Origin of the sequence: Embleya sp. NPDC127516, assembly GCF_044765325.1 — a bacterium.
GTDB lineage: Bacteria > Actinomycetota > Actinomycetes > Streptomycetales > Streptomycetaceae > Embleya.
In genome coordinates this window covers 1-12,596 of record NZ_JBIWJT010000041.1, presented here as the reverse complement: position 1 = coordinate 12,596, position 12,596 = coordinate 1, and the positions used below count along the sequence as shown (strand labels likewise).

Here is a 12,596-nt window from a genome sequence, read left to right as displayed (position 1 = left end):
GTCCGCGCATATCTGCCGTCTCGGAAAGCACCCGGGGCGTGGCAGTCCAAGAGCCGCGCCATCCCCGATCGTGACGGCCGCCGGATGCGTCCGAGCATCGGGGTGCCCGGTCCCGGGCGACGAGGACCGGGCGGGTCAGGACGCGGTCCCGGCGCGTTGGACGCGCATCGCGACACCGAGCGACTGCGGATGGACCACGCTCCTGCTCAGGCGGCGGTCCGCAGATGTTCGTGGGCCCACTCCTCGAAGCCGGTCAGGTCGATGCCCAGCGCGCGAGCGAACCGTGGCCGGGCCGGCTGGCCGACAACCTCGATGAACCGGTGCGTGGCACCCATGTCTCCCATGCCGGCGGCGCGGGCCTGTTCCTCGGTCATGTCCGGGGCCGTCAGTGGGACTCCCGCCGCGCGGGAGAGGATCTCGGCGATTTCGGCCATGGTCAGGTAATCGCCGGCGAGCTCGAGTTCCACGCGGTGGAACTCGGCGGGGGCGGAGATGGCGGCCGCCGCGGCGCGGCCCACGTCTTTGGCTGCCACGAGTGCCAGGTGCGTGGTCGGTTTGACGACGGTGACCAAACCCCCTTCGACGCCCCGGGGGAAGTAGAACCGCATGGACGGCTCGAAGTTCTCCATGAAGAACGACGGCTTGAGCAACGTCCAGTAGGGAAAGTCGAGTTCGCGCAGCCGGTCCTGGATCGCGGCCTTCGTGCCGAGCGGGGCTTCCAGTACCGCCCACCGTCCTTCGGCCCAGCCCGGGGCCTCGACGTGCTGTCCCACGCCGCTGGTGGAGGACTGGACGAACTGCTGCACACCGGCGGCCCGTGCGGTCGTCATGAGGTTGTCCGCCTGGCTGACCTCGCCGGCGAAGTCGAACCCTTGCTCGGTGTATGCGGGCATCTGCACGGAGAAGACGGCGCGCACGCCTTCCACGGCCGCCTCAAGGGTCGCAGGTTCGGTGAGATCGCCCACGAACAGGTGGGCGCCGAGTTTTTCGACGGCTCGTGCACGCGGCGTGTCGGGGTCGCGTACCAGGGCGCGCACCGGTGTTTCCTGCGCGAGCAGGGCGCGGGCGGTGGCGCCGCCTTGGCGGCCGGTGGCGCCGGTGACGAGAACCGGTGTCGCGGCAGCGGTCATGTGCATCTCCTCGGCGGTCACGCACAGCACAAACGGCGGGGGGCGCCGTTTCGTGTTCGCTACAATACGGCGGGGTCCGCCACTTATCAATGTTGGGGAGATCATGACCGGTCAGCGCTCGGACGCCCGCCGCAACTACACGCACATCCTCGCCGTGGCCGAGGCCGAGGTGGCGACCCAAGGAGCCCAGGCTTCCCTGGAGCGGATCGCCCGCATCGCAGGCGTCGGATCAGCCACCGTGCGGCGCCACTTCCCCACCCGCAAAGCCCTACTCGAAGCCGTCTTCAAACAGCGGATCCACGACCTGTGCGATCGCGCTCATACGCTCTGCGGCGAACACGACAGCCGCTCCGCGCTGGTGGAATGGCTGCGCGAGCTGCTTGCCTACTCGCTCGCCGCACGCGGCCTGGCAGACGTCCTCTCCTACGAACCCCTCCAGGACGAGGCGACGCAGGACTCCTGTGCGCCGGCCATCGGTGCGGCCGGCGCCTTGTTGCTGCGCAAGGCCATTGACGACCAGACCGTCCGGGCGGACATCACCATCGACGACCTGCTCACACTGATCGTCGGAATCGCCCTGGCCACCGAGAATTACACCGACCCGGCGACGCAGGCGGACCGTGCCTTCCGGCTCGCCGTCGCAGGCTTCGGCGCCAACGGCGCCTGACCACTCACGTACGATCGGCACAGCCCTGACAACCGGCGGATCGATCAACCTCCCTCATGGACACCCTGAGCCACGTGGAGGAGCACGCCACGACGCTCTGCACAATGGGCGATGTCCCAAACCGTCCGAGGTTCGATACGCGTTGATCGCGGTCGGCCGGGTGTGCGGTTTCCTGTCGTCGCGGATACCGGACACGCCGCGCGTCAGCTTCCTCGCCGGGTCGTGTCCGCTGAACGACGATGGCTCCACGGCAGTGATCGGGGACTACGCGGGGCGATCGAGAACATGCGGGCTGCTCCTACGGACTCGGGTGCGTCGCTCCAGGACGTCATCAGTACAAGGGTCCTCGTCGCATGGGCCCGGCGCCCACTCGAAGCGGGTCCCGATCACTGGGCCGGCCGCCGCCGGCCCCATCGTCGTGAACGGACCGGAGGTTTGGGCCGAAGCAGCCCGCACCGACGGCTTCCTGGTCGGATCCCACCCCCACGGTCAGATCGAACTCCAAGACTGGATGGCGGAGCCCAACGGTCCGGCATGGGCCTTCGACGAAGGCGCAGGGGGAACCAAGCCCACCACAGCGGCCCTTCCCGTCCATCGCGACGACGAGTATCGGGGCTTCGTCGCGGACCCCAACGAAGGGGAAGGCCATTTCGCGTTCCACCCGATCGGCAAACCCTGAGGCGTGAACAAGGGGCCGTCTTCCCACGGCACCGGTTCGACCCGGTGCCCGGGTTCCGGGTCTCGGGACAGGAGATCCGGATCATGAACGACCCGAACCGCTGCGTGGAGGGCGGGCATTGGTCGCGCGCCGGCATGCCTGTTCGGTGTCGCCATCGTGGTGGTCGCAGGCGGCCGTGTCGAGGGTGAGCAGGGAGCGGGTCATGGTGCTGGTCGGCGCGGACAGCTCCAATCCGCGCTGTTGGCTTTCGCGGGCGCGGCGGGTGTCGCCGAGCGCGATGAGCGCGTGGGACAGGTGCACGTGGTGTTTCTGTTCGCCGTGGGTCAGCCAGGTGTCCGCTCGTGCGCCGGTGTCGAGGCGTTCCATCAGGGCGTCGGCGTCGGCGACCGCGCGGCGTGCCTGTTCCGGCTCGTGGGCCACGGCGTGGGCGCGGGCGGTGACGGCGGCGGCCAGGGTCGCCGCCGGGGTGGCTCGGTTCCCGGCGGCCCATCGGACCTGTTCGGCGAGGGCCGCCGCGGCTCGGGGGGCGCCGTAGTTGAGCGGAACCATCGCCTCGCGGGCGAGGGTCCACGCGAGGAGGTCGTCGTCTGTGGGGCACCTCGGCGAGCGGTGGCAGAACCGCGTGACGTCGTTGCGGTTGCCGCCGATCGGGGACACCGCGAGTGTGATTTCCCGTCCCTCGACCAGGACGTGGTTCTTGTCGCCTGGTCGTGCGCGGTCGACTGGGCGCGGCCCGCTTTCGGGCCCCTTCGGGCGGCCCGGACGTGGCTGGCGTCGATCAGCGCCCACGACCGGTCGAGCTGCCTGGCGGTGTGCAGTCTCGCGAGCAGGATCACGTGCGGTCGGTCCCACATGCCGGCCGCGGCGTGAGAGGCGGGCGGCGGGACCGCAGGAGGTGTGCGGGGCGAGTCGGTTCAGGACCACGGGTCGCTCGGATACGCCTTCGATGACTACACCGGTGATGAGGCCGTCGACCGGCACCGCGGCGTTCGCGGTGCCGCTCTCGCGCACGAGTTCGGCGACCGCGACGGAGGACACAGGTTGAAGAGCGTGTCGGGGCTCATGCCGGGGAGCTCGGCGATCGTGGTTCGGGTGTAGGGCGCCCTGTCGGGAGGAGCGGGTACCGTCGCCCGCATGTCCGACGATCGAGGTTCATCCCCGGGTCCCGCGCTGCGGGCGAAGCTGGTCACGGAGGCGGTCGTACCACTTCGTGACCCGGTACGGCGGTTGGGGAGTGGCTTCCTGGCGGCTCCCTGAGCTCGCGAAGTCCTGGTCCTGGACCCCGAGTTGCGCGTCGTCGCCCGGTTCCCGATCCCCGAGGAGTTGGCGCACCGATATCCGGAGTCGGACGGGGACATCCGGATCGATGTCGGTCCGGACCATCGGTGGTTGGTTCTCGCGGGCACCGACCGCATGGTGGTCGTGGACTCGACGGGACGTGTGGTCTGGCGGGCCTCCTACCCCGCGTTCGGCGACGCCGGTGGCGACGCGGTGCCGGCCTGTGCGGTGTTCAGCCCGGACGGCTCCGAACTGTGGGCCTTCACCGACTCTCGACGCGTCCTCCGACGAGGACTGGGTGGACGACGCCGAGCGATGGGTGGTCAGGGTCTCGGACTGGCAGGTCACCGGCCGAGCCGAAACCCGCTATCGGGGGATCACGGACATCACCGTCCACCCAGACGGGAGCCGACTGGGATTCGCCTACTTCAACGGGCACGAAGCGGACGGCACCTGGACCACCTGGCACGACAACACCGAGAGCGCTCCCATTCAAGGCGCCTGGTTCCCGCTGGACGTATCCCCGACGGCCACCGCTGGCTCGACGGCACCCGGCACGACATCGTCGTGGGCGACTTCACGGGCACCCGAATCCGGCTGAACGAGGACGGGCACTGGGACCACTGGGAATTCACCCCCGGCACGTGCTTCGTAAGCCCGGCCCAAGTGCTCGCCGTCGCCCGGGCCGCCTCCAGCGCGACGGTCGCGGCCACCGGCGCCGGCGCGATCGTCCTCCGCGGCCTGTTCACGTTCTCGGCCCTGCGGATCCGTCACCACCGCGCAAAGTCCAGACCCCCCGCCCGGTGAAAGGAGAGTGGCCCACCGCGTCGACGGCCTCCTCGGCCGGTTCGAACTCGCCTGCGAACGGGAGGATTTCGGCAGGTGCGGCCCGGAAGACGACGTGATCGCCATACGTGTGACGGATCACCAGCCGGGGTGAGCCGCGCCGGCGCGAGCCGGAGGGGCATCCCACTCGTCCCGTGCTCGGAATGACCACTTGCCGCGAGTCCGGCGCGAGGGACGGTTCGCGAACCGGCCGGCCGCAGCCCTCCGATCGCGCACGGCCACGGTCGTCGAGCACACCACGGACACCGGGCGCCGCTCGCGCGTCACGCTCGCCTCGCCGGTCGCGAAGGGGACATCCCGGGCGCGCCCGTCGGCGGCGGCCCAGTGAAGGGCTCGTTCCGACGCCGGGGAACCGTCGTACCCGAGCGGGGAGGGCGTCGTCTCCGGCGTGGACTCCGCGAACGGTTCCCGTCGTGGCGAAGATTCCGAAAGGCCCGGTAGTCGTCGGGGTGTTCGATGGAGGTTCGGTGCCGCCGAGCGGCGCGCCGGTGGGGGTCGTGCCGCGGGTGGGGGAACGAGGTGGCCGGTGGGCCGATTCGTCGTGGACATCGTGCGATCGGTGAGAGCCGGTTTCGGGCTCTTTGTGCTCAATTCTTTGATGCAGTTCCTGTTCGTCGCCGCAGAATGGTGGGCCGAGTACGGCTTGACAACCGACGGCCCGGTCGAGGACTTCTGGGGAACGGTGGCCGGGCTCCTGCTGGTCTTTCCCGCCGTGTGGACCGCGACCACCCTGATCGCGATGTTCGTCTTCCGTCCCACGCGGCGGATGGCCAGGGAGATCCTGTCCTCGCCCGTCGGCGTCACGGTGTTCGTCCTGGGCGCGTTGCGCGTCGCGCTCCTGTACGGAACCGATCGGGTCGTGCTGTCGTACACGATCGGTTGGACCGCTGTGATCCTGGCGTCCGTCACGCAGTTCCAGGTTCAGGATCGGGGCCCCCAACCGTGGTTGGGCATCACGTTCCTGGTCGTGGGCTACATTCTCGGGTCCTATGTCGCGGTCGCCGAGGACGTCAAAGCCGACCGGGCACTTCCCGACGACGTCCTGGACTGGATCGTCGCCGTGCTCAACCTCGCCCTCGTGTGCTGGGCGGCACGGCGACTGTGGCACCGGCACCGCCATTCGGCAGCTTGACCGACGCCTTGCGCATCACCGCCGACACCGGGCGAGCGCCCGGCCGCCGGGCGTGTCGTGCCTGCGAGCCGGTCGACTCCGAGCGGCTCCGCACGCATGGCGACCCGCGGGAACCTGGCCGCGTTCACGACCTCGTCCTCTCGCGCACCCATCCGCCTGGTCCATGTCCGACTCCACCGGACCTCCGGAGCGCAACTGCTGCTCACCGTCTTGCGAGTTCTGCCGATCCCCGACGCTGAGGAGTTCATGATCCGCTCGAGGCCGGCGCCGCCCTCACCGTGACCGTCCCCGACAAGGTCGACCAGTCGCGGAGACGCTCGACGCGGCGCGGCCTCCGGCGCGTTCGATGAACTCGTTCATCTCGTTGCGGGACAGCGCCGCGAGCACGCCGATCATGGCACCGGTCACGACGACGGCCCGGCCGGCCGGCGGCGGCGGCCCCTGCGGGGCGGCAGGGTCGTCCGTCGCGTCCGAGGCCGTCGCCGCTCCGGGGGTGACGCCGGGTTCGGCCGTGTTCACGCCGGCGGCGACGAGTTTGTCCAACACCTCCGCCAAGTCGACGAGTTCGGCGTCACCGGGGCCTTGCCGTCGCCGATGCTCTCGACCCGGGCCATCTCGACGACGTCGGCCGCCCGGATTGCGTCCATCGTGCCGAGGTGGCGGGCGATGCTCCGCGACATCGATCGTCCCGTGCTCCGGATCCCCAGCGCGCACAAAACCCTGCCCAGCGGCCCGATCTTCGCCTGGTCGATCCAGGCAAGGAGCTTGTCGGCGCTCTTCGTCGGCCGTGCGCTTCGAGGGTGAGGAGTTGCTCGCGAGCGAGGGTGAACAGGTCGGCGACGCCGTCGGTGTCGACGAGTTCGGTGACCAGTCGGCCGCCGATATCCTCGATGTCGAGACGGACAACCCACCGGGTTCGTCGTTTCCGGGGACTCGTCGACGTGATGACGTCACACTGGTGGTGAGGACACGGGGGCGGTTCGAGGCTGATCGGGGGCATCGTGTGCTGAGCGTGCCGAGCGGCGTCGTATGAACTGGTTCGAGTTGCGTTTGCAGGCCGCCGGCATACAAGGGTTGTTCCATATCCTGCGCGGTCGACCCGACAAGTCGGTCGCGGTGGCGGAGGACACGGTCGGCTTGAGGGCGGCCGACTACCGGTCCGAGGAGGCTTTGCGGCGGCGTGTCGCCGCGTTCCGGGCGAGGACGAACCCCAAGCGGGCCAGGGACTGGCTGCTCACCACCGCGCAGGGCGTGGCCATGAACGGCCGGTCGGCGGACGCGCTGGCGCTGTACCACGTGGTGCTGGACGTCCCCGACGACATCAGGCGAGACCCGCGGCGTCTGGTCGGTCACCTGGGGGAGACGCTCGCGGACGACGCGAAGCTGTACATGTCGACGTTGTCGTACCTGGCCATGCTCTTCGAGGGACAGGGACGGTCGTCCGAGGCCGCGGAGTTGTTGCGCGTCGACTTGGAGTCGATACCGGTCGCCGCCGACCTTCGGGACCCGGACGACGTCTTCGAGGCGCGTCTGCGCCGGCGACTCGACGGACTCGACCGACTGTCCGCCGCGGTCTATCTGGCGACGGTCACGCAGTTCGTGGACGCTGTGGCTCCGAGCCCGACCGGCGTGGTGGCCTTGGAGCGCGCCTTCGGCCTTCAGCCGGGGGACTACGCGTCGCCGGCCGCGCTGAAGCGCAAGCTGGACCCATGGGCGAGTGGGACGGGGGTCCTGACCGGACCGGCGAACGGCACGGCGGCCCTGTTCGGCCTGACGGGCGGCCTCTTCAAGGCCGGGCGCAACAGCGAAGCCGTCGCGCTCGTCGAGTGGTGGCTCGATGCGACCGCCACGGACTATGCCGATACGACCCTGCTCGCGGCGAAGTGGCGCGCGTTTCGTTCTCGACTGGTCGGTGTGCCCGTGCTGTCCCTGCTGTCCGTCTGGGCGGAGGCACTGGCGCTGGACGGCAGGCATCAGGATGCTCTTGCGGTGATCGCGGCCGACAACGACGTGGTCGTCGATGTCATCGAGGACACAACCAAGTTCCTTGCCATGTTGGAGCGTCGCTTCACGACCCCCCGACCCGACACTGCCGAGGCGGCTTACGTGGCGGTTGTGTTCGCCACGATGGTGGCGAGCGAGCGAACCGACGCCGCGGGCGCGATCGCGACGTGGTTCATTCCGCGTCACGAGTTGCTGTGGAGCCCGCGTCCCGGCGGCGACCCCGACGTGCACCGAATCGTCGCCCTACTGGACTTCTGGCTCACCGTTGTGGACCACGACGATCCGGAATACACCTGGACGGTGTGCCGACAAGCGGTTGCCTACCTCCGCACCAGCGTGGCGATGGACGTCATGCACCGCCTCGTCGACCGGCGCGCCTTCATCACCGATGTCGAGAGCCTCCGCACGACGATCGGTACCGTCGCGGACCGAGTGTCGAGTGCCGGGCACGACGAGCAACGCCTGATCGAAGCCCTGTTGTGGGACGCCGAGTTGGGCCAGCGAGCGTTGTTCGAGGAGTTCCTGCTCGTCACCGTGGCCCCGACGGTCGAGGGCACGGCTCCGGAGGAGCGGTGGCCGCTGCCGGGGCCCGAACCGCACTTCGACAGCCATCTGCCGGACCCGGACGCCTGCCGTGACCACGACGTCCTGAGCATCCTCGCGGCGGCGGATCGACGGGCGAGCACGTCACGCGCACCCATCGAGACTCGCTCGCCCGAGTCCACCGCGGTGCCTCCCGAGAAGTGGCTGACCGAAGCGGAGGGCGTCGTCCGTGAGGGAGTGACCCAGGACCTGCTCGCCAAGATCCTCGGCCGAAACGGGATGCTGCTGCGCGCCGGATTCCACACTGACGGCGCTCTCGCGTGGACCGCCGTCCGCTCCGACGGAACCGCGCTGCGTGTCTGCGGATCCTACGTCGGTACGCCGGGCGACCGGACGCGCCTGCGCTGGGCGCGCGTCCGATACGAGGCACGCGTGCTCCTGGCCGCGGCGGACCGAGGACTCGCCGTGCCACAGGAGCCCGATGGCGAGGTATGGACGCCTGCGGGCTATCTCGCCCGCGCGCTGGGTCGACTCGCCCGAAGTCTGACCGAGGCCATCGCGATCGACGCACGTCGACGGGCCTGGAAGCAGCACGTCGACGCCGCCCTCGCCGACCTGGCGGCATCCTCGGTCGCCGTTCGCGAACGGCTCGACGAGCGCCTGCGGGATCTGCTGGAACCGGACCCCACGCCCGCCCTGGCGACCGAACTTGCCGCACTGGCGGCCTTGGTGGCGGAAAGCCAGGCGCACGCGGGCGACGGCGGCTTCGCGCGGATCGACACGGACACCGCGAGGTACTTGGACGACGTCGCGCGCCTTTGGCCGCTCGACGCGCTGGCGGAGCACCTCGACGACGACCTCGACGTCGTGTTCCAACTGGAGGACACACTGCAATCGTTCCCGATTGCCCACCACACCCTCGGAGACGGCGTCCCGCTGTACGCACGGGTTCGATCGACCCGGGTCAGCCTGTCGATTCTCGTCACCGTGATGCAGGACCGCGTCGAGCGGGAATCCGGCTCCAACGCGACGGACCTTCTGACTCTCTCGCACTTCGAGCCCGACGACAGCGCCGCACAGTTCGCTCAATGGCTCCACCACGGCCAACGCCGGCTCGCCGCAGGCGCCGTCACATGCCTGAGCGCCGCGATCGACCCCGAGGGGTCCGCGAGCACCCTGGGCGCCGCGCTCGCGCGGGGGACGGGATTCGCCGCGGTCACCGTCTGCGGACACGGTCATGCCCGGGAAGCCGCCATCGAACTGGCCGACGGCCTGTGGAACGGCACCGGCGTCGACTGGCGGGGGGTCGATCTCCTGGTGCTCGTGAGCTGTTCGGTCGGCGTCCTGGACCAATCCGAGGACCAGGACGTCGAAGGGCTGTGCGTTCGGCTCGCCGTGCATCGCGCGCGCGGCGTCCTCGCCTGCCGCCGACCGGTGGTCGCGCCACACGCCATCGCGTTCGCCAATGAAGTCGTCGCCCGCTACCTGGACTTGCGCGGCGACCACGACGCGGGGCCGCTCCTGCGGGCGCGGGCCGTCAACGCGGCCCGACGGCACTTCCTCGGGCGGGGGAACACCCCTGTCGAGGGACGGATGGTGAGACTCGACACCGTGGCGGCGTTCGAGTTGTACGGACTCGGATGACCGAGGAGAACAGGAGCACGGCGATGACCGGACCGACAGCCGACCCCACAGGCCGTTTGACGATGGTGGCACTGGACCGCGACGGCAACCGGTGCGACGAACAAGGCGTGGTCGCGCGACTGCTCGACACCATCGGCGACACCCGTCGCCCGGTGACCGACATCTTCGTACTCAGCCACGGATGGCAGACCGACTCCCCCACTGCCACCGCGATGTACAGCGAGTGGATACGCACGATGCGCGACCATCTCGCCGGGCCCCAGGCCGCGCTCCGCGAACGCCGTCCCGACTTCCGTCCCGTGGTCGTGGGAATCCGCTGGCCGAGCGTGCCGTGGGAGCGTCCTGCGGGTGCGATGTCCTTTGAGCAGGAGGTCGCGTTCTACACCGACCTGATCGGTGATCCCGCCGCCGAGGAGGAACTGCGACCACTGCTTGCCGAAGCGAACGCCAAGCCGGATGCCGAACTGTCCGAAGCCGACGAACAACGGTTACGGACCTTGGACGCGAGATCCGGTCTCGCCCTGGGGCACGTCGGAGCGGCACCGGGCGACGATCGCGCATCCTTCGAACCCCGACGGATCGTCGCGGACTTCCGCGAGACGCGAGACGACGGCGCCGAGGCCGGGCGATCGCGCTCGATCCTCGCGCCCCTGTGGGTCACCAGTTTCTGGACGATGAAGCGACGGGCCTGGCAGGTGGGCCGCAGCGGCGGACACCGACTGCTCCAAGAGCTGCGCGCGGCCGCCCCGTCACAAGCCAGATTCCATCTCGTCGGTCACAGTTTCGGCGCCATCGTGTGCGCGGGCGCGATTCAGGGTGACGGAAGCACACCCGCAGCATCCGTACACTCACTCATCCTGTTGCAGGGAGCACTCTCCCTGTGGGCCTTCGCCCCCCGGATCCCCGACACCGAACGATCCGGATTCTTCCACCCTCTCATCACCCAAGATCTGGTGACCGGGCCTCTCGTCACCACGCGGTCACGCCACGACCGTGCCCTCAAGTGGTACTTCCGTATGGCCGCCACCGTCGCCCGCGACAATCGGCTCGCCGGCCGTTTGCCGCGCTACGGCGCCGTGGGGACATACGGTCTCGCGGGCGTGGACCGCGTCACCTCCGAGGTGGTAGGGCCGGGCCGCCTGCACTACGGCATCCGGTCGGCCAATCGGTACGACCTGGTGGGTGATGCCGTGATCTCCGGGCGGCGGTTCTCGGTCCAAGGCGCCCACTCGGACCTCGCCCACCCCGAAATCGCCGCCGCCATCTGGGAAGCCGCCACATCCACGTGATCCGCGCCGGACACACACCGCGATCCGGTGGCGGCGCCGCGGTCACCGACGAGCGGTTCCGGCCCGGCGTTCCCACCCGAAGCTCGCTCACCTCGGCCCCCCGAAGTCCGTCGGATCCGAACGGCCGAGGGCCGCAGATGGGACCCCGACGGCCTCGGGTTACGGCGCACGGCGGTGCCCTCTTCCGGGTGCCCGTCCGCACGAATCCGGCGTCGTCCCCCGGTAGGGCGGGGCAGCGTCCGGGGCGTGGAGTCCCCTGCCGGCGGTCCAGGGCCGGTTCCGACGGACCGGGACCGCCGACAGGGGCCGCGGGGTCATGCCGGGGGAGCCGAAAACCTCCCCAGCCCTTCCGGGAGTGCCGACGGACACCGTGTTCCACGTCCACACGCAGGCGCACGGCAGCGCGTGCGAGGTGGCCGTGACCGGCGAACCGGACCTGGCCACCGCCCCGCAACTGCGCGCCGCGCTCACCCACGCCCTCGCCGGCCACCAGCAGTCGGCGTGGACCTGTCCGGAGTGACCTTCGGCGACTGCGCCGGCCTGAGCGCCCTGCTCGGCGCCGCCCGCGACCACGGCACCGACGGCGGGTACCTTTGGCGGTCGCGCCAGGACCGATAGCGGGCCGCGCTCGTATCGAGGCATCCCCGCCGGCGGCCCAGCTTTGCCGCGAGCACGGTTCCGGTCACGGCCCGGTGCCGGTGGCGGCGTCCAGCGCGTAGGGCGTGCCATCGCGGGCCCCGAGGTAGACCATCCCGTCCGCTGTCGCGGGCGGGAAGGACGTGCTGCCGGTCGGGTACGTCCAGCGTTTGGTGCCCGTGGCGGCGTCCAGCGCGTGCACGGTGCCGTCGGTGGCGCCGACGTACACCACCGTGTCCGCGATCGCGGGCGACGCGGCCGTGCTGCCGGTCGGGTGGGCCCCGCTGTGCCCGCTGCGCCGTCTCGCGGAGAGCCGTCGCACGGACCCTGGAGTGGTCGTGGCTCCCCGCTTTTCAGAACTCTTATGCGTATGACGCCTGTTCGCGCAACGTGACCCGCCACGTTCCAGGCGGGCGTGCAGGGGCGGCGGTGTCGCCGAGCGCGTCGTGGGGTAGATCGACGCGGCCTCACGTCCGAGGCTCGGGTCCCGGATACGAGGCCTTCGCCCGCCGGAGGAATGGCCGGCATCGCGACCACACCGGGCTGTTTCGGCGGACCGCAGGATTGGTCGGGACGTTGCCGGGTGGTGGGGTGGTTGTGCGTCGGTCGGCTGGGCACCCATCCGTCGGGGACGCGGCTACGAATGCTCGATGAGGACTGGAGGGAGTCTGCGTTGAGTGTGATCGAGGTTGCCCCGACTCGGATCGACCCGGTGCGTTGGCCCGATGTGGCCGAGGTGCCGAGGCGG

14 protein-coding genes and 1 pseudogene are annotated in these 12,596 nt (G+C 70.2%); 10 read left to right on the top strand and 5 right to left on the bottom strand.

Features of this window, described 5'->3' with window-relative positions; genetic code table 11:
• Positions 1-206 precede the first annotated feature (206 nt).
• Complete coding sequence (locus tag ACIRL2_RS45055) at positions 207-1,130, bottom strand: NmrA family NAD(P)-binding protein (protein ID WP_402240607.1); 924 nt, start codon at positions 1,128-1,130, stop codon at positions 207-209.
• Between the two features lie 103 nt (positions 1,131-1,233).
• Between ACIRL2_RS45055 and ACIRL2_RS45050 the strand changes: the two genes are divergently transcribed.
• The 3 genes and pseudogenes from ACIRL2_RS45050 to ACIRL2_RS45040 all read left to right on the top strand — a co-directional run bounded on the left by ACIRL2_RS45050 (position 1,234) and on the right by ACIRL2_RS45040 (position 2,476).
• On the top strand, positions 1,234-1,797 hold the full coding sequence (locus ACIRL2_RS45050) for a TetR/AcrR family transcriptional regulator (protein ID WP_402240508.1): 564 nt from the start codon (positions 1,234-1,236) through the stop codon (positions 1,795-1,797).
• A 199-nt stretch (positions 1,798-1,996) separates the two neighbouring features.
• Positions 1,997-2,163, top strand: a pseudogene (locus ACIRL2_RS45045) (RidA family protein); the annotation flags it as partial.
• 52 nt (positions 2,164-2,215) lie between these two features.
• Positions 2,216-2,476, top strand: a complete 261-nt coding sequence (locus ACIRL2_RS45040; protein ID WP_395872944.1) for a hypothetical protein — start codon at positions 2,216-2,218, stop codon at positions 2,474-2,476.
• An 81-nt stretch (positions 2,477-2,557) separates the two neighbouring features.
• Here ACIRL2_RS45040 and ACIRL2_RS45035 read toward each other — a convergent pair whose 3' ends face one another.
• Positions 2,558-3,133, bottom strand: a complete 576-nt coding sequence (locus ACIRL2_RS45035; RefSeq protein ID WP_402240507.1) for a hypothetical protein — start codon at positions 3,131-3,133, stop codon at positions 2,558-2,560.
• 919 nt (positions 3,134-4,052) lie between these two features.
• Here ACIRL2_RS45035 and ACIRL2_RS45030 point away from each other — a divergent pair.
• The 3 genes from ACIRL2_RS45030 to ACIRL2_RS45020 all read left to right on the top strand — a co-directional run bounded on the left by ACIRL2_RS45030 (position 4,053) and on the right by ACIRL2_RS45020 (position 5,732).
• A complete protein-coding gene (locus tag ACIRL2_RS45030) occupies positions 4,053-4,355 on the top strand; it encodes a hypothetical protein (protein WP_402240505.1) in 303 nt (100 codons plus the stop codon).
• Complete coding sequence (locus ACIRL2_RS45025; RefSeq protein WP_402240502.1) at positions 4,322-4,561, top strand: hypothetical protein; 240 nt, start codon at positions 4,322-4,324, stop codon at positions 4,559-4,561. Before ACIRL2_RS45030 ends, ACIRL2_RS45025 begins: the two co-directional genes overlap by 34 nt.
• A gap of 637 nt (positions 4,562-5,198) precedes the next feature.
• On the top strand, positions 5,199-5,732 hold the full coding sequence (locus ACIRL2_RS45020; RefSeq protein WP_402240499.1) for a hypothetical protein: 534 nt from the start codon (positions 5,199-5,201) through the stop codon (positions 5,730-5,732).
• A 273-nt stretch (positions 5,733-6,005) separates the two neighbouring features.
• Here the strand turns inward: ACIRL2_RS45020 and ACIRL2_RS45015 are convergent, their stop codons facing one another.
• Together ACIRL2_RS45015 and ACIRL2_RS45010 are read right to left on the bottom strand one after the other, a co-directional pair.
• Positions 6,006-6,287, bottom strand: coding sequence for a hypothetical protein (locus ACIRL2_RS45015; RefSeq protein WP_402240619.1), 282 nt, complete (start codon positions 6,285-6,287; stop codon positions 6,006-6,008).
• Entirely contained in the window at positions 6,248-6,412 is a 165-nt protein-coding gene (locus ACIRL2_RS45010; RefSeq protein WP_402240496.1) for a hypothetical protein, read from the bottom strand. Before ACIRL2_RS45010 ends, ACIRL2_RS45015 begins: the two co-directional genes overlap by 40 nt.
• A gap of 107 nt (positions 6,413-6,519) precedes the next feature.
• Between ACIRL2_RS45010 and ACIRL2_RS45005 the strand changes: the two genes are divergently transcribed.
• From ACIRL2_RS45005 to ACIRL2_RS44990, 4 genes are all read left to right on the top strand, one after another.
• Complete coding sequence (locus tag ACIRL2_RS45005; protein WP_402240494.1) at positions 6,520-6,765, top strand: hypothetical protein; 246 nt, start codon at positions 6,520-6,522, stop codon at positions 6,763-6,765.
• On the top strand, positions 6,762-9,923 hold the full coding sequence (locus tag ACIRL2_RS45000) for a hypothetical protein (protein ID WP_402240491.1): 3,162 nt from the start codon (positions 6,762-6,764) through the stop codon (positions 9,921-9,923). Before ACIRL2_RS45005 ends, ACIRL2_RS45000 begins: the two co-directional genes overlap by 4 nt.
• Before the next feature lie 23 nt (positions 9,924-9,946).
• Positions 9,947-11,212, top strand: coding sequence for a hypothetical protein (locus ACIRL2_RS44995; RefSeq protein WP_402240489.1), 1,266 nt, complete (start codon positions 9,947-9,949; stop codon positions 11,210-11,212).
• A 355-nt stretch (positions 11,213-11,567) separates the two neighbouring features.
• On the top strand, positions 11,568-11,732 hold the full coding sequence (locus ACIRL2_RS44990) for a hypothetical protein (protein WP_402240487.1): 165 nt from the start codon (positions 11,568-11,570) through the stop codon (positions 11,730-11,732).
• Between the two features lie 162 nt (positions 11,733-11,894).
• Here the strand turns inward: ACIRL2_RS44990 and ACIRL2_RS44985 are convergent, their stop codons facing one another.
• The gene (locus ACIRL2_RS44985; protein WP_402240486.1) at positions 11,895-12,170 is read right to left on the bottom strand and encodes a PQQ-binding-like beta-propeller repeat protein; all 276 of its coding nucleotides are present in this window, start codon (positions 12,168-12,170) and stop codon (positions 11,895-11,897) included.
• Between the last annotated feature and the right edge of the window lie 426 nt (positions 12,171-12,596).

What these genes read in the sequence shown, in the direction of transcription:
- ACIRL2_RS45020 (WP_402240499.1), top strand. Translation starts at nt 5,199, where the DNA reads ATGCAGTTCCTGTTCGTCGCCGCAGAATGGTGGGCCGAGTACGGCTTG.
- ACIRL2_RS45050 (WP_402240508.1), top strand. Translation starts at nt 1,234, where the DNA reads ATGACCGGTCAGCGCTCGGACGCCCGCCGCAACTACACGCACATCCTC.
- ACIRL2_RS45000 (WP_402240491.1), top strand. Translation starts at nt 6,762, where the DNA reads ATGAACTGGTTCGAGTTGCGTTTGCAGGCCGCCGGCATACAAGGGTTG.
- ACIRL2_RS45055 (WP_402240607.1), bottom strand. Translation starts at nt 1,130, where the DNA reads ATGACCGCTGCCGCGACACCGGTTCTCGTCACCGGCGCCACCGGCCGC.
- ACIRL2_RS44995 (WP_402240489.1), top strand. Translation starts at nt 9,947, where the DNA reads ATGACCGGACCGACAGCCGACCCCACAGGCCGTTTGACGATGGTGGCA.
- ACIRL2_RS45010 (WP_402240496.1), bottom strand. Translation starts at nt 6,412, where the DNA reads ATGTCGCGGAGCATCGCCCGCCACCTCGGCACGATGGACGCAATCCGG.